The 20081-nt window shown below is 71.1% G+C and carries 18 protein-coding genes; 13 read left to right on the top strand and 5 right to left on the bottom strand.

Translation table 11 applies throughout. From position 1 onward, the window contains the following. Nucleotides 1-49: 49 nt before the first annotated feature. Nucleotides 50-706, top strand: a complete 657-nt coding sequence (locus IT371_31855; GenBank protein MCC6752286.1) for a scramblase — start codon at nucleotides 50-52, stop codon at nucleotides 704-706. Nucleotides 707-758: 52 nt separating this feature from the next. Here the strand turns inward: IT371_31855 and IT371_31850 are convergent, their stop codons facing one another. Further along, complete coding sequence (locus IT371_31850) at nucleotides 759-2201, bottom strand: hypothetical protein (protein ID MCC6752285.1); 1443 nt, start codon at nucleotides 2199-2201, stop codon at nucleotides 759-761. Nucleotides 2202-2295: 94 nt separating this feature from the next. On the opposite strand from IT371_31850, the gene IT371_31845 reads away from it, so the two are divergent. After that, nucleotides 2296-3312 (top strand): hypothetical protein, encoded by a 1017-nt coding sequence (locus IT371_31845; protein MCC6752284.1) that lies wholly within the window; start codon nucleotides 2296-2298, stop codon nucleotides 3310-3312. A 31-nt stretch (nucleotides 3313-3343) separates the two neighbouring features. On the opposite strand, the gene IT371_31840 is transcribed toward IT371_31845, so the two are convergent. After that, entirely contained in the window at nucleotides 3344-3937 is a 594-nt protein-coding gene (locus IT371_31840; GenBank protein ID MCC6752283.1) for a DUF3365 domain-containing protein, read from the bottom strand. A gap of 22 nt (nucleotides 3938-3959) precedes the next feature. On the opposite strand from IT371_31840, the gene IT371_31835 reads away from it, so the two are divergent. The 6 genes from IT371_31835 (at nucleotide 3960) to IT371_31810 (ending at nucleotide 9761) form a co-directional block, all read left to right on the top strand. Next, nucleotides 3960-5576 carry an NAD(P)/FAD-dependent oxidoreductase gene (locus IT371_31835; GenBank protein ID MCC6752282.1) on the top strand — a complete coding sequence of 539 codons (1617 nt, stop codon included), beginning with the start codon at nucleotides 3960-3962 and terminating at the stop codon, nucleotides 5574-5576. After that, nucleotides 5573-6241, top strand: a complete 669-nt coding sequence (locus tag IT371_31830; GenBank protein ID MCC6752281.1) for a hypothetical protein — start codon at nucleotides 5573-5575, stop codon at nucleotides 6239-6241. The genes IT371_31835 and IT371_31830 overlap by 4 nt, the downstream gene beginning before the upstream one ends. Nucleotides 6242-6292: 51 nt before the next feature. Continuing rightward, the gene (locus tag IT371_31825) at nucleotides 6293-7270 is read left to right on the top strand and encodes a prenyltransferase (protein ID MCC6752280.1); all 978 of its coding nucleotides are present in this window, start codon (nucleotides 6293-6295) and stop codon (nucleotides 7268-7270) included. 352 nt (nucleotides 7271-7622) lie between these two features. Further along, on the top strand, nucleotides 7623-8123 hold the full coding sequence (locus IT371_31820; protein MCC6752279.1) for an Hsp20/alpha crystallin family protein: 501 nt from the start codon (nucleotides 7623-7625) through the stop codon (nucleotides 8121-8123). Nucleotides 8124-8214: 91 nt separating this feature from the next. Then, complete coding sequence (locus tag IT371_31815; GenBank protein ID MCC6752278.1) at nucleotides 8215-8841, top strand: DUF2267 domain-containing protein; 627 nt, start codon at nucleotides 8215-8217, stop codon at nucleotides 8839-8841. Nucleotides 8842-8864: 23 nt separating this feature from the next. Then, nucleotides 8865-9761, top strand: coding sequence for a DNA-binding protein (locus IT371_31810; protein MCC6752277.1), 897 nt, complete (start codon nucleotides 8865-8867; stop codon nucleotides 9759-9761). A gap of 141 nt (nucleotides 9762-9902) precedes the next feature. Here the strand turns inward: IT371_31810 and IT371_31805 are convergent, their stop codons facing one another. The 3 genes from IT371_31805 to IT371_31795 all read right to left on the bottom strand — a co-directional run bounded on the left by IT371_31805 (nucleotide 9903) and on the right by IT371_31795 (nucleotide 13916). Continuing rightward, nucleotides 9903-10331 carry a CBS domain-containing protein gene (locus IT371_31805; GenBank protein MCC6752276.1) on the bottom strand — a complete coding sequence of 143 codons (429 nt, stop codon included), beginning with the start codon at nucleotides 10329-10331 and terminating at the stop codon, nucleotides 9903-9905. 229 nt (nucleotides 10332-10560) lie between these two features. After that, nucleotides 10561-13311 carry a hypothetical protein gene (locus IT371_31800; protein ID MCC6752275.1) on the bottom strand — a complete coding sequence of 917 codons (2751 nt, stop codon included), beginning with the start codon at nucleotides 13309-13311 and terminating at the stop codon, nucleotides 10561-10563. Beyond that, complete coding sequence (locus tag IT371_31795; protein MCC6752274.1) at nucleotides 13308-13916, bottom strand: class I SAM-dependent methyltransferase; 609 nt, start codon at nucleotides 13914-13916, stop codon at nucleotides 13308-13310. The genes IT371_31800 and IT371_31795 overlap by 4 nt, the downstream gene beginning before the upstream one ends. 150 nt (nucleotides 13917-14066) lie before the next feature. Here IT371_31795 and IT371_31790 point away from each other — a divergent pair, with 150 nt between their 5' ends. The 5 genes from IT371_31790 to IT371_31770 all read left to right on the top strand — a co-directional run. Next, complete coding sequence (locus IT371_31790; protein ID MCC6752273.1) at nucleotides 14067-15470, top strand: HAMP domain-containing histidine kinase; 1404 nt, start codon at nucleotides 14067-14069, stop codon at nucleotides 15468-15470. A gap of 11 nt (nucleotides 15471-15481) precedes the next feature. Continuing rightward, nucleotides 15482-16051, top strand: a complete 570-nt coding sequence (locus IT371_31785; protein ID MCC6752272.1) for a response regulator transcription factor — start codon at nucleotides 15482-15484, stop codon at nucleotides 16049-16051. Nucleotides 16052-16089: 38 nt separating this feature from the next. Next, nucleotides 16090-17358 carry a hypothetical protein gene (locus IT371_31780; GenBank protein MCC6752271.1) on the top strand — a complete coding sequence of 423 codons (1269 nt, stop codon included), beginning with the start codon at nucleotides 16090-16092 and terminating at the stop codon, nucleotides 17356-17358. A gap of 287 nt (nucleotides 17359-17645) precedes the next feature. Continuing rightward, on the top strand, nucleotides 17646-19049 hold the full coding sequence (locus IT371_31775) for a hypothetical protein (protein ID MCC6752270.1): 1404 nt from the start codon (nucleotides 17646-17648) through the stop codon (nucleotides 19047-19049). 143 nt (nucleotides 19050-19192) lie between these two features. Next, nucleotides 19193-20081 (top strand): hypothetical protein (locus IT371_31770; protein MCC6752269.1); only part of this gene is annotated, 889 nt, incomplete at its 3' end.

Below are 20081 nucleotides of genomic sequence, written 5' to 3'. Positions count from 1 at the left end.
CCGGACCCCCGACATCGAGTATGCTCCTCGCACCCCGGGGAGGACGAACGTGAACTCGACGCACGCCTTGGTCAAGAGCGGCCCGCAGCAGCTGGCCACCCGCTTCGCGGCCTACCAGAAACTGACGGTGCGCCAGCGCAAGAGGTGGTCAGAGATCCTGTTCAGCCTCGAGATGAAGAACTCCTACGACGTCTTCGACGACCACGGGGTGGCGGTGCTGCGCGTGCGCGAGCTCGGCGAGGGCGTCGGGTCGCTCCTGAGGCGGCTTCTACTGGGGCCCTTCCGTCCGTTCTCGGCGCAGGTCAGCGATCTCGGCACCGAGGAGGTCGTGCTGGAGCTCAAGCGGCCATTTCGCTTCGTCTTCCATCGGCTCGAGGTGCGCGCCGCCGACGGCGAGCTGCTGGGCGCGATTCAGAAGCGCTGGAGCTGGGTGCGACGCATCTATGACCTCCAGGACGCGCAGGGCCAGGTGGTCGGCCAGCTCTTCGGGCCGGTCTGGAAGCCGTGGACCTTCGAGATCCGCCAGGGCAACGAGGTCCAGGGGGTCATCTGCAAGCGCTGGAGCGGGCTGCTCAAGGAGGCGTTCTCCGACGCCGACAACTTCGGCGTCGACCTGGCGAACCTGAGCGATCCCTCGCTCAAGACGCTCGCCTTCGCCGCCACCGTGCTGGTCGACGTGGTGCACTTCGAGCGCGCGAAGACCTGACGGACTTGTCGATCGGTACGGTCGACACGACAGGCCGAGGAGCGAATACCCGTCAGGGGCAGAAGGGGGGCTTCGTACCGCCCCCGCACTGATCGTTCTGCGTCGTAGCGCCCCCCGCGCACGGCTTGTCGTTCATCGTGAAGCCGCTCGGACAGGTCTCGCAGCACTTGAAGGTCTGCGGCGGATCGGGCAGCGCCGTGTCATCGCAGGCCTCGAAGCGCCAGCCCTTGCAGACCTCACAGGCCGCGTTGGTAAAGCTCTTGTGGCACAGCGTGTAGGCCGGCGGGCAGGGCATATTGGCCAGCTTCTCCTTCGTCCCGCACTGCTTCTTCTTGTCGGCCGTCGAGGCGCAGACCGCGCAGTCCACGTTCTTGCTCTTGAAGGCGCCCGCCGGGCCGCGCGTGGTGCAGCCGCCGCAGTATCGCCCGCAGGCATAGAGGCGATCGGTCCCCTGGTCGTGATTCGGGTCGAGCCCCTGCCCCGCCCAGTGGAGGAGCTCGTGCAGCACCACGCTGCAGAGCTCGTCGTCGGTCATCCCGCTCACGTGGGAGTCGTTCAGGTTCATGCGCGGCGTGAACGGGGACCACGACGGATAGTGCTCCGTGTTCGCGTCGGACCCCGAGCAAGTGTTCCCGCACCCCACGACGAGCGACCCGTCCGCGAGCTGCTCCGTGAGCTGGTCCGCCAGCTCCCGATTGGTGGCCGTCAGGCAGAGCAGGCCCTTGCCGACCGCGCAACCGAGGGCCTTGGCGATCCGCTTGGCCTGGGCCGCCGTGCAGCGTCCTCCCCCACCGTCGGTCGGGATGCGCATCGCACCCACCGAATCGGCAGGGTCGCCGCGGTTCGAGGGAAACCCGGCCTGTCCGTCACACTTGGTCCCCTGCGCCAGGCTGACGGGCAGCGTCGTGTCGGAGAGCTGCGTGAAGGTGCCGTCTTCCTCGGGATCGCTCTCGATCACGAGCCGCACGGTCCCCGCGCCCACGTCGTAGGTCTCGCGCCAGCGCCGGTCCATCTTGCCGTTGAAGTTCGTGTCCCGCTCTATCGTGCGGGCGAGCGGCCCGACCGTCCCCTGGATCTTGACGTCGATCTGCCCGTCCTCGTTCGCATCCACGGTCAGGCTCCCGCTCTTGCCCGGCTCCTTGTCCGAGACGTACTCGGGCGTGCCGTCCCCGTTCCAGTCCACCTCCAGCCGGCGCCCCCCCGTCGCGTTCTTCGTCAGCTTGGCCTCGGGCGTGCCGTCCCCGTCCAGGTCCGCCGCCTCTCCCGCCTGGAGCTTGGCCAGCTCCTGGAAGTACCGCTGCGCCTCGGGGGAGAGCTGATCGATCACGCTCGTGCCGGGCCCGAAGTCCGGCTCCACCCCTCGGTCGCCGCCGGTTGTCCCCCCTCCATCCGAGGCCGCGCCTCCGTCGGTGCTCGCGCTGTTCGACTTGCAGGCCGCAGGCGCGGTGAAACTCAGCGCCAGGAGAACGAGGATCGACGATCGGGCTGGGCGCATGCGAGTCCTCCTTAGGCTAGTGGGACCCTGAGTATACGCCCCACCCCCGCGACGCGTTTCCCCTCGGACCGACGGTGCGCTACGATGGGATCCTATGCGCCACGCCTGGCTCGTCCTGCTCCTCCTCGGTTTCGTCGGCTGCGTGCGTACGTCGGTTCAAAATGGCGACGCCCTCGCTCCGGGCCCCGACGGCCCGCTGCCCATCGACGCGGGGTTCGTGGACGGCCAGCGTCCCCCCGACGGCCCCCCTGACGGAACGCCAGGCTCCGGTGAGTCGATCGTGCCACCGCCCGATGGCGGGGCCTCGCGCGACCGCGCCGTACGCGACGGCCCCCGCGCCGACCTGCGACGCGCCGATGCGCGCCCCGACCTCCTGCGCGCCGACAGCCGCCCCGACAGCGCCCCGCCCTGCGGCCCGCCACCAACCGTCAACGTGGCTCCGAGCTGCGCCCAGCAGAACGGGCAGTGCGCGAGCATGGCCGCGCAGGACGGAGACTGTGACGGGCTGCTCCGGTCGGCGGACCCGTGGCCCACGCGGTGCGACACCCTGGCGGTCGCGAACGACTTCCACGCCGACGGACCGAGCCCCACCCTCTTCACCCTTGGAGGTTCGCACCAGTGGAGCTGCGGGCAGGTGACGCTCGCCGCGGGGTCGAGCCTGATCTACAAGCAGCTCCCGCCCACGCTCACGAACGGCAACTACCTCGTAGAGGCGAAGGTCACCCTCGGCGCCACCACGAATCCCACCGACTGGGCGGTCTCCCTCCGCGCCGCGCTCTCCGGGACCCAGGCCCGCGTCTGCGAGCTCTGGCAGTCCTCCACCTATAACCCCCGCCCGACGCTGCACAGCTACCTCGGCTTCGCCAGCGGAGGGAGCACGGGGACGTGGAACACGAGCGCGGTGCTGCCCGCCACGCCGGGGACCGTGCTGCTCCTCCAGAGCTACTACGGCGCGAGCGGTCACGTCTGCCGGCTCCTCTCCGCCGACGGGAGCGTGCTGCACCTGAGCCTCTCGCACGGCGGCAGCGCCATGACGGCCGGGACGGCGGGCTTCTCCGTCGCGGGCCGCTCGGTCACGCTCGACTACCTCAGGATCTTCGCCGTCCCCTAATGAGCGTCCGCGGCGGACGCTGCGCGCCCCCTCACCGCGCGGTGCGTTCCAGCCTGACCCACACGATGCCGCGGAACTGCCCCTCCGCGTAGCCGGTGGCCTGATCCTCCGGGTACTTCTCCTTCAGCACCGCCGCGACCTCCGGGGCGAGCTTCGCCCCGTGGCAGCTCAGGCAGAGGGGCTGCACGTAGAGCGGCTCCGCGTAGCCGAAGCTCCCGTCGGCCAGCTTCGCCGTCCGGTGCGCGGGCGGCTTGGCCGGCACCTTCGAGAGCTCCTCGAGGAGCGGCTTGTGCCAGGCCTGCGGGGCGTTCTTCGGGTTGCGGAGCTTGTCGCTCGTGCGGCCGAGACGCACCCCCGGCGCGGCCAGCGCCTTCGCGAGCTCCGGCGCCTGATCGCGACAGACGTTAATCGCCTGCACCGGGCCACCGGTCTTGAGCGCCTGCTGGAGCGCACCCACCAGCTTCTGCTTGAGCTGTCCCACGAGCCCCTGCGCGCGCTGCACCAGGACGGAGTCGGGCTGGGCCACCCCCTCGGGCGGGCTCGTGGGCGCGGGCGCTTCCTTCTTGCATCCGGAGGCGGCCAGCAGGCAGGTCCACGTCAGCGCGAAGATGATCGAGCGTTTCATCGAAGGTCTCATCGAACGTTTCATGGGGCAGCATCGTATCGGCTCGGCATACGAATTGCTCGTCCCTTTCTCCATGGAGAGCCGCATCGAGACGAGCCGCCCCTGCCCGCCGCACCGCGGGCCGAGGGCCACGCCGATCCCCTCTCCTCCGACGCGAACCCTCGGGAGCCGCGCGCGCTACGACGCCATCGTGGTGGGGAGCGGCGTGGGCGGGGCCGTCACCGCGGCGCTCCTCGCGCAGCGCGGGCGCAGGGTTCTCCTCCTCGAGAAGAACGACCGCCTGGGCGGCATTCTGGCCTCCTTCGAGCGGCACGGCTTCAAGCTGGACGCCGGGAGCCACCTCATCGCCCACGGGGAGAAGGGGACGCTCGGCCGGGTGCTGCGCGCGCTCGGCCTCGCCCGCCCGCGCTTTCTGACCCACCCGATCCCCGTCCGCTCGCGGGGCATTCTCGAGCTGACGGCCCCCACGCGCCGACGGGGCCTCGCCCGCACGGGCCTCGAGCTGGTCCGCGCGCTGCGCCTCACCGCGCGCGAGCGGCGGCACCTCGCGCGCCTGGTCTTTCAGGTCTTCACCCTCACCGAGCCCGAGCTTCGCCTCTGGGACCGGCGCACCCTCGAGACCTTCGTGCGGCGCTACACCGACCACCCGGGCGTCTATTTCCTGCTGAGCTTTCTCGCCAGCATCTTCTTCGTGCTACCCCCGTGGCAGGTCTCGGCGGGGGAGGCCCTGCGTGCGCTCCGCGGCGTGCTCTGGAGCTACCGCCTCTCGTACGTGGAAGGGGGGATGGACAGCCTGATCCACGCCCTCCTCGGCGAGGTCGTGGCGCGCGGAGGGGAGCTCGTCGTCTCGCGTCCCGCCACGCGCGTCCGGCACGGGGGCCACGAGCTCGTCGTGACCACCGACGATGGCCGGGAGTACGCGGCCCCGGTCGTGGCCGCAAACCTCGCCCCCGCGGACCTCCTCCCGCTCCTCGACGGACCGGCGCTGCCCGCCCCCTACGTGGCGCGCGCGCGGTCGTCGCGTCCCTCCGGCAACGCGCACCAGCTCAAGCTCGGCCTCCGGCGCCCGCTCGTCGAGGAGGGGTGCCTTATCGGCGGCCTGACCATGGAAGGGCTCACCCTGGCCGACCTGAGCCTGCCCCTCATGCGACGCACCGTGGACCAGATCGCCGTCGGACGCGCCTCGGACCCGCTCGCCGTGTACGCCCCCTGCCCGACCAACTACGACCCGAGCCTCGGCCCCGAGGGACAGCAACTGCTGCTGGTCAGCCTCTACGGACCGACCTGCGAAGGCCCGCTCGATCCGCCCGCGGTGTGGAAAGAGCGCGGGCTCGCCGCTCTGGCGCGCGTCCTTCCCGGCCTCGAGGACGAGCTCCTCTTCGCCGAGCTCACCCCCGTGCCGGAGGTCGCCGCGTGGATGGGCAAGAGCAACTGCGGAGCCATTTGCACCGGCCAGTTTCCCGATCAGGTGGGCTCGGCGCGCCTCTCCGTCGAGACCCCCGTCCCGGGCCTCTTTCTTTGCGGCGACGGAGCCGGTGGTCGCGGCATCGGCACCGAGCTGGCCGCGGCCTCGGGGGTCCAGGCGGCGCGGGCCATGCTGCGCCTGCTCGGTCGAGGCGTGCGGAGCCGTCACGGATGACGGACGTGCTGCACGCCCTCTGCTGGTGCGGCGTTCTTGGCGCGGGGCTCGCCGGGAGCGTCCTGCTGCACCGGTTCGGGCTCCGCGCGACCTACGTGCGCGACCTCTTGCACGTCGGCGCGGGTCTCTGGGTCTTCTCCTTCTCGACGTGGAAGGGCCCGGTCGCACCGCTCGTCCTCGTGCTCGGGGCTCTGATGCTGATGGCGCTCCTCCCACTGCTGGCGCGCACGCTCCCCCTCGCCCGGGCTGTCGTAGGGAGCGTGACCGGTGAGGGGGAGCGATGGCAGGGACTCGTGCTCTACACGGTGGCCCACACGGCGCTCACCACCGCGGCCCTCACCCACGCCCCCTTCCCCGCTGGCGCAGCGCTCTGGGCGCTGGCGCTCGGCGACGGACTGGGCGGTGCTGTCGGCCGCCATCTCGGACGCCTCCGCTTCCGCGTCCCAGGAGGAAAGATCAAGACCGTGGAGGGCTCGCTCGCCGTGGGTCTCTTCTCCGCCGTCGCGCTCCGCCTCGCCGGCTGGACCTTCGCCGCCTCCGTCGATTGGGGCCTCGCCCTCGAGGTCGGGCTCCTCGCCGCGCTCGTCGAGGCGCTCTCGCCCCGCGGCACCGACAACCTTTTCGTCCCCGGCGCTGTCTGGACCTGGCTCTTGCTGCGCCGGTGACGGGGCCGCACTTTCGGCACGCGTGGCAGAGATGTTGCAGCTCCCCCTCGCATGAGCGCTCACGGTCAACCCCTGCCTGCCCCCCCCGACCTGCACGAAACGCCACTCCGCGTCCCGCCGTGGCTCGTCGGCGTGTATCGCCTCGCGGACCCCAAGATCACGCTGGCGTCGGCAGCCTCGCTCTTTCTCGGCGCGGCGGGCGCGGCGCACGAGGGGCCGCTGTCGTGGCCCTGGCTGCTCGTGACCTTGTTCGGCATCTTCTGCCTCGAAGCGGCCAAGAACGCCTCGGGTGAGATCTACGACTTCGACTCGGGCGCCGACCAGGCGGTGGAGGAGGCCGATCGCAGCCCCTTCTCCGGCGGAAAGCGCGTGCTGGTGGACGGATTGCTCTCGCGCGGGCAGGCCGCCACGGTCGCCGCCGTCTTCTACGCCGCGGGGATCCTCTCGGGGGCCGGCATCGTGCTCTTTCGCGAGCCGCGCGTCTTCTGGGTGGGCCTGCTTGGCGTGCTCCTCGCGTTCTTCTATCACGCCCCGCCCCTTCGCCTCGCGTACCGCGGCCTCGGCGAGCTGGCCGTGGCCCTCTGCTACGGCCCGCTCATCGCTCTCGGCACCTTTCTCGTGCAGCGCCACGCCCTGAGCTCGTTCGTGCTCTACGCGTCGCTGCCGCTCGGCCTGCTGATCGCCGGCTTTCTGTGGGTCAACGAGTTCCCGGACTATCGGGCCGACGCGAGCGCCGGCAAGCGGACATTGGTGGTCCGACTGGGTCGACGCGCGGCCAGCCGCGTCTTCGCGGTCCTCGTCGCGCTCAGCTTCGCCGCAGTGATCGCGCTGCCGTTCCTCGGCTTACCGCCGACCGTGTGGCTCGGCCTCCTCGGTCTACCGCACGGGGTGGCCGCCGCGCGGCGCGTCCTGCGCTGGCCCGAGGAAACCCCCAAGCTCGTGCCCGCCCAGGCCCACACGCTCGTCTCGTTTCTGCTGCTCTCCGTGGGTCTCGGCTTCGGGTTGCTGCTCGTACGGCTCGCTCGCTGAGGAGGCTGGCCGGCGTCCTTGGCGATCCCGCTCGCGACCTCGCGGGCGGCAGCGCAGAGTGACCTACCCTCAGAGAGAGCCTCTCGGCGCGGGGAGCAAGCCGACCCGCGCTGCGGGCGCGTCGCGGATCCCCGCGGCCCAAAGTGACCCGTCCCTCCGCCGTGCGTCGAGTCCTCGGGCCGACACCCGGGCCCCGCACACGCCACGGAGCAGCAACCCCGAAGCACGCATCCTTTGCTAGACCCGGCGCCTTTCGAGGCGCGCCGCTCGCCCTGCCGCATCGTGACCTCCTGGCCTGTGGCTTGCTTCATGCTGCCTTTTCTACCGAACCCCGGTGAAAGGAGGCCTGCCCATGGCTGGACCGATCGTACCGCGCACCAAACCGGATGTAGCGCGCCCCTGGTGGGTGTCCGAAGAGCGCCCCTGGAACACGCTGCGTCGAGCCGTCGATCGCCTCTTCGAGGACTTCGGCTACGAGCTCGGCGCGGAGGCCGTAGCGCCCTTCGGCGCGGCCTTCGGGGCGGGTCCTCGCGTGGACGTCATCGAGGACGAGAAGGAGCTCCGCGTGCTGGCCGACCTGCCAGGGATCGCGGCGAAGGATCTCCACGTGAGCGTCGCGAGCAATCTGCTCACCATCAAGGGAGAAAAGGAGGAGGCGAAAGAGGAGAAGAGACGCCACTACTACATGAAGGAACGGACCTACGGCGCGTTCCACCGCACGGTGTCGCTGCCCTGCGAGGTGCACGCGGACAAGATCTCCGCGTCCTTCTCGCACGGCGTGCTCACGGTGACGCTGCCGAAGACGGAGGCCGCCAAGATGGCCAGCCGCAACATCCCGGTCAAGGAGGGCTGAGGGCGAAGCGAGCCGCGCATCGGCGGCGACGCTTACCTCGGACCCGCGCGTGGCGTGCTTCGTGCACCGGTGGGAGTGAAGGAGGGGTCCGATGCGCTACGAGGGCTTCATCGAGCGAGTGCAGGAGCGGAGCGGAGTCGCCTCTCCCGAAGAGGCGGAGCGCATCGCGCAGATCACGCTGGAGGTGCTGGGGGAGCGCCTGAAGGAGACGGAGCTGCGCCTGGTCGCCTCGCGGCTGCCCGAGCCGCTGGCCGAGGCGCTGCGTCGTGGCCGACCCGCGGGCTCCTTCGACGCGGTGGAGCTCTACCGCCGCATCGGCGAGCGCGAGCGCGTGCCCCTGGGCTTCGCCGTCGAGCATGCCGCAGCGGTCTGCCGCGTGCTGGCCGAGACGCTGGACCCGGATACCTGTCTGCGGCTCCAGCTCCACGTCCCCCTCCCCGAGTCGCGCGTCGCGGAGGTCCTGCCCGAACGCCATCGGCGCGTCACGCCGCCTGGTCGCGGCCACACGCTGGCCGATGGACGGCCGGGCAGTCGCCGACCGCTCAGCGAGGCGGAGGCGCGGCCCGCGCACCGCGAGTCCGTGGTGGAGAGCGAGAACCCGCACGCCAGCTCCAAGCTCTCCTCGGCCAGCGGGACGGCGACCGACCAGCGCGGAGACTCGCTCGCCGTGGGTCGCACGGGGAGCAAGCGACCGCTCAGCGACGGAGGTGACACGTGACGCCCGTCGTCGCGCCGTCCGCTGTGGCGGGCGCCAGCGCGGCACCGAGCGCCCTTCCCCCGGCCGTCAACCGCCAGCTGGCCGAGCTTCTGCGGCAGTACGCGGGCCTGCTCGAGGTGCAGGGCGCCAGCTCGTTTCGCGTGGAAGCCTATCGCCGCGCGGCCAGCACGCTCGACGCGCTGGTGGAGGATCTGCGGACGCGCTTCGAGCGCGGAGGGATCGCCTCGCTGCGGGAGCTACCGCAGATCGGCCCAGGGATCGCGGCGGCGCTGGCGGAGATGCTGCAGACCGGCCGCTGGACGCGCCTCGAGGCGCTGCGCGGCGCCCTCGACCCGCCGGCTCTCTTTCAGACCGTCCCCGGGGTGGGACCCGCGCTCGCCCGCCGCATCGCCGAGACGCTGCACCTCGAGAGCCTCGAGGAGCTCGAGATCGCCGCGCACGACGGTCGCCTGCAGAGCGTCGCGGGGGTCGGCGAGCGCCGGGCGGCCGGCATCCGCGCCAGCCTGGCCCAGATGCTCGGCCGGAGGCGCGTCGCGAACCGCCAGCCGCTCTCCGCCCCGCCGGTCGAGCTCCTCCTCGAGCTGGACGCGCGCTATCGTCACGCCGCCCAGCGAGAGGAGCTGCCCCGCATCGCCCCTCGGCGCTTCAACCCCGAGGGTGCGGCGTGGCTGCCCGTGCTGCACACCGACCGAGGCGAGTGGCACTTCTCCGTCATGTATTCGAACACGGCGCGCGCGCACCAGCTCGGCCGCACGCAGGACTGGGTGGTGATCTACTTCTTCGACCGCGAGCAGCACGAGGGGCAGGCCACGGTCGTCACCGAGTCCCGCGGAGCTCTCGCGACCCGACGGGTGGTGCGGGGCAGGGAAAGCGAATGCCTCGACTATTACGCCGGGCACTCACCATCCCGGGAGTCGTGAAAGGCGTCCGCAAGCCGGTCCAGGCCGTTTTTATCCTGCCCACCGTCTCACCCGCCGCCGCCGCCGGCCGGTCTTGCGGACGCTTGGACGCGAGGCCTCGTTGCCCGCGCGTCCGGCGCAGCACGCGCCCTCTCCTCTCGCCTAATCCCCCATCGCGCGACCTTCGTAGGTCCGCCCGGAGAGGGCCTGGTAGGCCACGTGGATCAGATCCGTCTCGGTCACGATGCCGACGAGCTGTTCGTCCTCGTTCACCACCGGCAGCGAGCCGAAGCCGTAACTCAGCAGCACCTCCGCCGCCGCATGCGCGGGCATCTCCGGCCGCACCGTCTGCACGTTGCGGCTCATGATCTCGGCCACCGGAACCGCCTTTCGGCTCCCCTGGCCGAGCGCCCGAAAAATATCCCGATTCGACACCACGCCCACCACGTGCCCCCGGTCGTCCACCACCGGCAGGTGTCGGATCTGCGCCAGGCGCATCTCTATGTCGGCGTGGTTGATCGTGTCCCGTTCCTTCGCCGTGATGAGCGCCGTGGACATCACGTCCGAGACCTTGAGGTTCTGAAGTTTCATGGCGGATCTCCACTCCCTGGGAGTCGTCACCCGAGACGAGGTTGCGAGGAGCGTGCCAGGCGCGCCCGGGGGCCAAAGCGAAGTCCTTCCGACGGAGAAGGTGCGGCGGTAAGAGCCGCCGCGCGGGGCCCGGTGTCACCCCGGCCCACACGGCGGCGCCACGACCCGAACGCCGGGTCAGACTGGCCACGACCGCGCGCTCTGTGGAGGGACAGGCGCCGGGGGGAGATCACTCCACCGCGGCCTCGAAGCAGTAGTGCCGTCCGGCAGCGGAGGGGGTGGTGATCTGGAAACGGAGCTCCGCCGTCCGCCCGGCGAGCGCGCTGGTATCGACGGAGAAACCCTCCCAGCCGGTCGTGTTGCTCCGCACCTGGGTCAGCTTCTTCTCCCCTCCCACGAAGACCTCGAGCGTCACGGGGGCCCCCGCGGGGAAGCCCTGGACCGCGTCGTCCAGCAGGCCGTGGTGCCCCACGAGCCGGCGCTTCAGGGTCACCCCGGGGAAGCGCACGCGCAGGATCGCCCCCTCCACCGGATGCGCCCAGAGGCACTGGCGGAACTCGCCGCCCACGCGATAGCTCTCCGGTCCGACGTAGTTCCAGGTGGCCTCGGAGCACTGGAAGCGATCCCCGCGCTCGGGAGCGCAGCGGGTCGCGATCCCGCCCCGCTCGAGTTCCACCACCGCCGACGAGAGGCGGGTCAGCACGGAGCCGTCGCTCGTGGTCTTGCCGCGCGTGAGCGCTTTGAGCCCGAGCCCAACCCCCGGCACGAGCACGAGGAGCAGCGCCACGAGCACCCCGCGCCGCTCGAGCCGCTGTCCGAGCGGGAGCAGCTTCCGCGCGAGCCAGCCCGCGAGCGCCGGCCGATAGCGCGCCGCCACCATGAGTCCGAGCACGAGGAGCCCCAACCAGGAGAGGAAGGCCGAAGCGGCGTTCACCGCCGGCCAGCCGTAGCGCAGCTCGAGGAGCCCATCGCGCGCCGGGACCTCGAGGAAGATCTTCTGCCCGGCGAGGGTGCCGGTCTCTATCGGCAGCCGCTCGCCGTTCAGGCTCGCGCGCCAGTTCGGATAGTTCGCGACGTGCAGGAGGAGCCGGCTCTCGGCGGTGGTGCCCGAGAGCTTCAGACGCACACGCTCGTCCTCGAAGCTCTCCACCTCCACCCGCCCCGGGCCGCGCAGGGTGGTGCGCGTCGCGCTGTAGCCCTTGAAGCGGTAGACCACGATGGGCCCGAAGCGCCGCTCCTCCTCGAGGTCGCTGCCGGGGGTCGGCCCGATGCTCACCACGTACTTCACGTTGAGCGCGCGATAGACCTCCGGCTCGCCGACGTCGGGCTTGTGGATGAAGTTGATCGCCGGGGTGAAGCCCACCTTGTAGGCCGGCGTGCCGTTGAAGATCGGCGCCGCGGCGAAGAAGTGGTCGTTGTACGGGCGCACGTAGGCGATGCGATAGAACGAGGCGTCCTCCTTCTTGCGCGCCGCCGACCACTTCAGGAACTCCTGGTAGTCCCCCCAGTAGTCGAAGTCGCGGCGGGTCTTCGGGCGCCCGAGCTCCGCGCCGTAGTTCTGCCCCCAGTCCTGCAGGACCGGTTGCACGAAGGGGGCGACGCAGAGGAGGAGGAGACACCCGAGCGCATAGGCGCGGTAGCGGAAGGGGCGCGCGCGCAGCGCCGTGAAGGCCGACTGCAGCGCGTAGCCCGCCAGCAGGAACAGGCACATCTTGGCCGGGATCGAGAGGCGCTGGAACTGCACCTGGCCGAAGGCGGGCGAGAGACGCAGAAGCCCGAGCTCGGAGAAGGCGCTGCTCGAGGCCAGAAAGAGCATCAGCGAGCCCCAGACCGCGAGGAAGAGCCCGCCCACGCTGCGACGCCAGGCGGCGAGCGCCCCGCCCAGCACGCCGAGCCAGATGATGGGCGGCGCCACGTTGTCGAAGAGGGTCCCGCGCCAGAGCCCCTGGGCCATCGTCGGCAGGGACTTCCAGAGCTCGCCGTACTTGGCCATCCAGGCCCCCTTGGCCGAGAAGGGGACGAGCCAGAAGGCGGCCAGCGCCGCGCCCAGGCCGAGCGCCGCGAACGAACGCACGAAGACGCGCCCCGCGGGCTCCTCGCTGCCGAGGGCGCGTACGATCAAATAGAGGGGCACGCCGAGACCGAAATAGATCGCGCTCACCGGATGAGCGAGGATGGCGCCCCCGGTGAGGAGCGCGCAGACGGCATAGTCGCGAGGCCTCCCGCGCACGAGCACGCGGTCGAGCGTCGCCAGGCTGAAGAGCGTGAGCGCCGTGGAGAAGACCTGCGGCCAGACGCCCCACCAGACGGTGTAGCTCCAGCCCCCTTCGCGGTACTGGCCACGGTCGAGGAGGAAGAAGAGGCCGGCCAGAAAGCCCGCGGTGCGGCCGAGGTAGGTCCGCCCGAAGGCGTACACCGCCACCGCCGAGAGGGCCATCATGGCCAGGAAGGCGAGCGCGTAGGCCCCCTCCCAGCCGAGGAGGCCGAAGCTGCCCAGGTAGAAGGCCGAGATCCACCAATCTCCGCCGGGCGGGTAGTCCTCGCCGGCGGGCCAGCCCGCGAACCAGAGGTTGCTCCAGCCGGAGAGGCGACCGCTCGCGAGCATGCGCGTGAGGAAGTGCCAGGCCCGCGCGAGATGCACCGGGTGATCCTGGGACTGCGGCATGGCGCCGACGAGGCAGGGCCAGAGGAGCCCCGCGGCGACGAAGACCAGCACGAGGGCCGGCGCGGCGCGCGGCAGCCAGCGCAGCTCGAAGCGCCCGAGCTGGACCGGCCCCGCGAGGAAGGCGCGCAGGCGCCCCGACTCGAGGAGCAGCCCGTAGAGCGCGATGCTCGCGAGCCCGGTACCGAGGAGCCGGAGCGCGTAGGGAGCCGATAGGAGCAGGAGCACGCCGAGTCCCGCGGGGACGAGCACCATGAGCGCCCGCAGCCACGGGGGGCGCGGATCCTCGGGGAAGGGGGCCTCGAGCTCGTCGGTCACGCGGGCACCTCGGCCACGAGCGCGGTCCAGGGGAGCGGGGCACGCACCTCTCGCACGGTCATGCGCGAGGAGACGAAGCGGACGAAGGCGGCCTGGCTCCAGTGCTGCAGGTGCCCGGGGGTGTTCCCGAGGTCACGCACGTAGGCGCCGCGGGCCACGTTCAGGGCGCGCCAGAGCGGCTCGCGCGGCACGCTGAGCAGCGCGAAGCGGCGGCTCACCCGCGCGATCTCCGCCAGCGCGAGACGCGGGTCGGGCAGGTGCTCGAGCACCTCGCACGCCACCACGAGATCGAAGCTCTTGTCGGGGAAGGCGAGCTCGCTCCCCGACTGGGCCGAGAGCCGGAGCCAGGGGTGACGCCGCCGGGCCTCCTCGAGGATCGCGGGCGAGTAGTCCACGCCGAAGAACTCGGCCGGTCGGCGCCGCGAGAGGTGCGCGCAGAGCTCCCCCTCGCCGCACCCCACCTCGAGCACGGTGTGGGCCTCCAGGCGGTCGTACAGGCTCCCCACGCAGTGGAGGAACCCATCCATGAGCCACCGCGCGATGGGGTTCCGGCTGTGGTACTTGTCCGTGACGTTGCCGGCGACGATTCCCCGGTCCACGATCATGCCGCGCGCCCTCGAGCTGGGGATTGATGGCCAGGGCCCTCGCGCGAGGGCGAGACGGCCGTTTCCGTCGAGGGTGCGTAACAAGCGCCGACGGCGTTGTCAACGGCGGCCCGACGCTGTAAACCCCGCGTGACCGCCGAGACCGACCGCATGAGGCCCGAAACCACCGCGCCTGCCGCACCGCCGCACCTCGAGGGCCGGAGCCCGACCGCGACCGGGCGCGACCACCGCATCGACCTCGTGTGGCTCCTGCGCCTGCGCTGGGGGGCCATGGCCGGCGAGGTGATCGCCTTCGCGGTGGCGCATCACCTCCTCGGCAAGACCCTGCCCCTCCTGCCGCTCCTCGGCCTCGTGGCCGTGCAAGGGCTCACCAATTTGATCTGGGCCGCGGGCCTGCGCCGCACCGCGCAGGTCTCCGAGTGGATGGTCGGCTCGCTCATGCTCCTCGACGTGCTGATCCTGACCGGGATCCTGGGGCTGACCGGGGGACCGCTCAATCCCTTCAGCACGCTCTACCTCGTGCACATCGCGCTGGCCGCGGCCGTGCTGCGCACGCGCTGGACCTGGACGCTCGTCGCCGCCTCGCTCGCCTCGTTCGGCGCCCTCTTCTTCACCGAGGAGTGGCTCGGGAGCGGCGCGGCGGCCGGGCACGCGCACCATCACCACGGCGGCCACGCCCCGACCGAAGCCGCGCCCCCGCACGACATGCGCTTGCACCTGCAAGGGATGTGGGTGGCCTTCGGCACCGCCGCCCTCTTCATCGTCTACTTCGTGGGGCGGGTGACGCGGGCCCTCGCGGAGCGCGACGCGGAGCTCGCGCGGGTGAGAGAGCTCGGCCTGCGCACGGAGAAGCTGGCCTCGCTCGCCACGCTCGCCGCCGGCGCGGCGCACGAGCTCGCCACCCCGCTCTCCACCATCGCCGTGGTGGCCAAGGAGCTCGAGCGCTCCTTTTCGACCGCTCCCGCGGCGGAGAGCGACGCCCTCGCCGACGTCACGCTGATTCGACGCGAGGTGGCGCGCTGCCGCACGATCCTGACCCACATGGCCGCCGAGGCGGGAGAGGCCTCGGGAGAGGGCCCCACGCGCCTCACCGTGGCCGCACTCCTCGACGCCGCGCGCGACGGCCTCGCCGCAAGCCCCGCCGTAGAGCTCGTGCTGCCGGCGGACACCGGCACCCGCGTGCTCGAGCTTCCCGTGCGCGCCACGGCCCAGGCGCTGCGCGTGCTGCTCCAGAACGCCCAGGACGCCTCCCCCGAGGGCGAAGCAGTCGAGCTCCGGGCCGAGGCGAGCGCCGATCGGGTGCGCCTCGTGGTCCGCGACCGCGGCCCGGGGATGGACCCCGAGACCCTCTCGCGCGCCGGCGAGCCCTTCTACACCACGAAGGAGCCCGGACGCGGCATGGGCCTCGGCCTCTTTCTGGCCCGCTCGGTGGTAGAGCGCCTCGGCGGCCACCTCGAGCTGGCCTCGAGCGCGACCGCCGGCACGACGGCCACCGTGACGCTCCCCGCGCTCCCCGCGACAAACGGCCACATGGCCAAAGCCGACGCGCCGTGATGGAAGAAGACATGTTCGCCCAGGCAGAGGAACGCAGCGAGACCCTCGGCGCCACGATGCTCGTCGTGGACGACGATCCGCTCTTTCGCGATCGGCTGGCCCGCGCGCTCCGCGGACGCGGCCTCGAGGTGCGCACCGCGGCGGACCTGGACGAGGGGGTACGCCTGGCCCGGGAAGAGTCGCCGGAGCTCGCGGTGGTGGACCTGCGCATGCCGGGGGGCTCGGGGCTCGAGCTGGTCAAGGAGCTCAAGGCCATCGACCCCACCACCAAGGTCGTGGTCCTCACGGGGTACGGCAGCATCGCCACCGCGGTGGACGCCGTACGCCTCGGCGCGATCAACTACCTGCAGAAGCCGGCCGACGCCGACGACGTGCTGGCGGCCTTCGCCCGGGGGGAAAGCCCGCCCCTCGAGCCGCCGGCCGTGAGCTACCAGGTCCCTTCCCTCGAGCGCGTGGAGTGGGAGCACATTCAGCGCGTGCTCGCCGACTGCGCGGGGAACATCTCCGAGGGCGCGCGCCGGCTCGGCCTGCACCGCCGCACCTTGCAGCGCAAGCTCCAGAAGTACCCGCCAAGGCGGTGAGGACCCGCCTGCGAACGAACCTCTCTCGCGAGTCGGCCATGACCAGCACGCTCACCTTCCTGTCTCTCGGTCTTCTCCTCGGGGCCTGCGCCGCTCCGGCCGCCGGACCGTCTCCCGCTCCCGCGGACGCCGGGCTCGTCCGCGAGGCCGGAAGCACGCGGGACGGACTGCGCGGCGACGCGCGCGGGGCGGAGGCGGGCGGCGAAGGCGCCTGTTATCTCTCCGGCCCCGGCCCCGAAGAGGAGCTCGTCTTCGTCGGCAACGCCGAATCGGGCACGGTCTCGGTGGTGGACCCGCGCACCTGCACCGTGACGAAGACCATCCCCGTGGGCAACCACCCCGGAGAGGCGCAGGCCAGCCCCGACGGAAACCTCGTGCTCGTCACGAACGTCGAGGACGGCACTCTCTCCGTGATCCTCCGCGCCGGCTTGCGCGTGGCGAAGACGATCGAGGTCGGCTCGCGGCCGGGGCTGCTCCAGGTGAGCCCGGACGGGAAAGATGCCTGGGTACACAGCGACGGGGACGGGCGGCTCGCGGTCGTGGACCTCGAGGGGCTCACGGTGGCGCGGCGGCTTCCCTCGGCCCCCGGGGAGGCGCGCCTGGCCTTCGACGAGAACCTGCCCCCGCGGGTCTACCTCGCCCGCGCCGGGGACAGCAGCCTCGCGGTGTGGCCGGCTTCAGGAGAGTCGCCGGTCGCGACCCAGCACCTCGGCGGGGTGCCGCGCGCGATGGCCTACTCGAAGTGGAAGCAAGCGGTGTACGTCTGCACGAGCGGGGCGAAGCCCGCGGTCGAGGTCTTCAGCACGCAGGGGCCCGCGGCTCCCGCGCGCATCGCGCGGCTCGAGCTGCCGAACGCCTGCACCTATCTCCGCTTCTCCGCCGACGGGCGCTACGGCTGGCTGAGCGTGCGAGACGCCGACACCGTGGCCCTGCTCGACACGGAGACGAACACGCTCGTCTCCACCCTGCGCGCGGGCGAACGCCCCGACCGCACCCTGGTGCTCGGCGACCTGGCCGTCACCGGGAACCTCAAGTCGCCCGACATCTCGCTCCTGCAGCGCGCCCCGGCCCGCGAGCTCGCCCGCGTGGCCGTGGGCACGGTCTTCTGGGACGACGCCCAGAAGGTCGGTCGCCGTCCCCTCGCCGCCTCGCTCGACGGTCGCTTCGCCTACGTGCCGAGCGACCACTGCGGCACCCTTTCGATTGTCGACCTCACCGCGAAGAAGCTCCGCGGCACCGTCCTCCTCGGCGCCGCCCCCGGTGCGATCACCGTGGCGAGCCCGTCGGGGGGAGCGAGCTGCCACTGAGGCTGGGGCGCGGGTCCTGGCTTTGGCCACCCGCGCCGGGGTGCATCAGGCCGACCGGGCTCGAAAGAGATGGGGACCGAGAGGTTCTCTGGTGTTTGCGACAGCACCAAGGAGCCCCCTCGCCCCCAACCTCATCACCCGTTGACTTGGATGCGCGCAGTGGTCATTCTCAGACCAGTTTTTGCCTTGGGAGGGGCCATGCCAGCATATCGTTCGTTCGTTCGTTCGTTCTGGTTTCCGTAGCGGTCGCGCTTCCCGGCTGCGATCCAGGGCCTGAGGAGCTGCCCGTGGGGGCGCATACCGCCGCCCAGGTCTGCTCGCGGGATGGCGGTCCCGGCACGCCGAAGGACAAGGTCGTCGTGGCCCCGTCAGACGCCGGGATCGGCGGCTACTGGGGCGCCACGCAGGCAAAGGAGGGCGCCAACGGGCCGGACGAGGTCGGCTTCGCCGCGGCCGCCGAGGTGGTCTACGCCCCTCGCAACGGGGCCGAGACCGACCGCTTCGCTCTGGCGTACGTCGCGACGAACGGGGAGCTCTGGGCCCGCATCTTCGACGGAGCCTCGGCCGCCTTCACGGGCTCCCCCGTCAAGCTCAACTACTACAGCTCGATCCCGCCTTGGGTGCGGCACCTGGGACGGGACGACGTCTGCACGGGCGTCTCGAGCCCCGACGGCCAGTGCGCCTGGTTCACCTGGTACGAGGCCAACGACCAGAGCGTGAACTGGCGGGCGATCGCCTCCAACGGCGCGCTCGGCACGGCGTGGTCGATGGCCGGGAAATACCCCTCCGGAGACGCGGCCAAGTACTCGCTCGACGGGTACACCTGGGTGCGAACGAAGCTCCTCGCCTGGATCAGCACGGACAACCGCAACGTGCACGCGGTCGTGCTGGCGCAGGATGGCATCACGTTCCTGAGCCCCGTGCTCACGCTGCAGTCTTTCACCGGAGGCAACGTCTGGCGAGCTCACCAGACGGCTGTGGCGTGGAACGGCGTCGAGAAGAACTGGCTCGTCACCTGGACCGAGTTCGATACGCGCGGGAGCCCGTCCCAAGGAAAGCAGTGGGCCCGCGTGAAGTCTCGGATCGTGGGCTATGACGCGAGCCTCGGCCCGATCCGAGACCTCTATTCGTGCGGCGCCTCAGATGCGTGCACTGGAGCGATGGTTCCCAGGAACGCCGTTCCCGTCTGGGCCTCCGCCTCCGCCGGCAAGAAACCACCGAAGCACGACGCCGGCACGTCACCCGCAGACGGAGGCATCTCGTCACAGTACAGCGTCGGCTGCTTCTGCTCCGGTGTCTGGATGGCGAGCAGCCCTTTCAGCACCAACACCGACCGCTTTCGGGTACACCACTACGGCCGGCACGCGCGGCTCGATGGCTGGGGGGCAGTGGGCTCCACCAGCTATGGAAATCCATCCTTCGGGCAGTATGCGCCGATAAGCCAGGCTGACTTTTATTACGTCAACGTGCGCACTCCCTTCCAGCTTGTCGAAGGATCTGGCACTCAGAAACGCCTTGTCCAAGACAGCGTGGAGTACCGCGATCAACAGAACGTCAGCGCCTACGGCTGGCCGCAAGCGCTGCGGTCCGCGCCATCAATGGCCGCGACGCTCCTTACAACTCAACAGGGAAACCTGCTGGTGCTGACCATCCTCGACTCCCGGAGCGGCGGATGCCCGGGTCCGAACTAGGATATCGCTGGCTCACGGTCAGTGCGATTCTCGCGGCCCTCGGCGCCTGCGCAGGGTCACCAGCGGAGCGGCTACCTGCCGACGCGAGCCCAAGCGACGCATATCATGCACCGACCGGCCAACCCGGCCGGGTGGATATCCTCGTGGTCAGACCCACGTGGACGGCCGCGAGCGCCATCGGAAGCCTCGCAGAGCGCACCAAGCTCACGCTGCAAGCGCTGCTGATGCCGGGCGACCAGCGCCCGATCCGCGATCTGCGCTTCGGTGTCGTTTCCTCGTCCCTGACGCCGCAACCCGGACTCGAGCTTCCGCCCCCGCCCGAGATCCCGCCCAACGACGGCACACTTATGCTGCCGCAGGTCAATGGGATGGCCGCCGATCTGACCGCCGCGATCGGTGGGTGGCCGCTGAAGAAGCGCTACCTCGACACCACCTTGCTCCCGGCCCAGTACCTTCCCGACGTCGCTCACTTCCTCATCGTCGGGGCACCGTCCTACGAAACCGAGGTGGAGCAGTTCCTCGAAACCTCGGTGCGCGCGCTCGACGGGCGCAACAAGAGCTTCTACCGCGCCGACGCGCTCACCGTCGTGCTCTTCTACGCCGACATGGAAGATTGCAGCACCGCCGACGGCTCTCTATGGCCCAAGGACATCGACACGTGGTGGAACAAGATCACGCCCAACGCACGCTGCTACGATCCACCAGCCGGCCTCCTTCATCCCGTCTCGCGCTACGTGGAGGAGATCCCGCGGCTGCTCGCCGGGCGCCATGTGATCCTCGCCGTGGTGGGCCTCTTTCGGCAGCCCGTGCTAGTCCCCGGCCCGCCTGACCTCCCCGCGGTGCGCGCCGTCCGAGACTGCGGCAAGCAGAATACGCCGACGGTCCGCATGAAGGCCTTCCTCGAGGGGGTCAAGGCCCGCGCGCTCCCGGGCATCGAGACGCTCCACCTCGAGCCCTGCCCGACGCCGAGCGGCTTCGAGAAGGAACCCTTCCAGCCCCTCGTGGATCGCATCCTCGCCCGCGTGAAACGCT

This window comes from Deltaproteobacteria bacterium, assembly GCA_020848905.1.
Classification (GTDB): Bacteria; Myxococcota_A; Polyangia.
This window is presented reverse-complemented; position numbering and strand designations above follow the sequence as displayed.

Bases quoted from the DNA above. Each gene is read 5' to 3' on its own strand.
- IT371_31850 (MCC6752285.1), bottom strand. From the start codon at position 2,201: ATGCGCCCAGCCCGATCGTCGATCCTCGTTCTCCTGGCGCTGAGTTTC.
- IT371_31845 (MCC6752284.1), top strand. From the start codon at position 2,296: ATGCGCCACGCCTGGCTCGTCCTGCTCCTCCTCGGTTTCGTCGGCTGC.
- IT371_31840 (MCC6752283.1), bottom strand. From the start codon at position 3,937: ATGAAACGCTCGATCATCTTCGCGCTGACGTGGACCTGCCTGCTGGCC.
- IT371_31835 (MCC6752282.1), top strand. From the start codon at position 3,960: ATGGGGCAGCATCGTATCGGCTCGGCATACGAATTGCTCGTCCCTTTC.
- IT371_31830 (MCC6752281.1), top strand. From the start codon at position 5,573: ATGACGGACGTGCTGCACGCCCTCTGCTGGTGCGGCGTTCTTGGCGCG.
- IT371_31825 (MCC6752280.1), top strand. From the start codon at position 6,293: ATGAGCGCTCACGGTCAACCCCTGCCTGCCCCCCCCGACCTGCACGAA.
- IT371_31820 (MCC6752279.1), top strand. From the start codon at position 7,623: ATGGCTGGACCGATCGTACCGCGCACCAAACCGGATGTAGCGCGCCCC.
- IT371_31815 (MCC6752278.1), top strand. From the start codon at position 8,215: ATGCGCTACGAGGGCTTCATCGAGCGAGTGCAGGAGCGGAGCGGAGTC.
- IT371_31805 (MCC6752276.1), bottom strand. From the start codon at position 10,331: ATGAAACTTCAGAACCTCAAGGTCTCGGACGTGATGTCCACGGCGCTC.
- IT371_31795 (MCC6752274.1), bottom strand. From the start codon at position 13,916: ATGATCGTGGACCGGGGAATCGTCGCCGGCAACGTCACGGACAAGTAC.
- IT371_31790 (MCC6752273.1), top strand. From the start codon at position 14,067: ATGAGGCCCGAAACCACCGCGCCTGCCGCACCGCCGCACCTCGAGGGC.
- IT371_31785 (MCC6752272.1), top strand. From the start codon at position 15,482: ATGTTCGCCCAGGCAGAGGAACGCAGCGAGACCCTCGGCGCCACGATG.
- IT371_31780 (MCC6752271.1), top strand. From the start codon at position 16,090: ATGACCAGCACGCTCACCTTCCTGTCTCTCGGTCTTCTCCTCGGGGCC.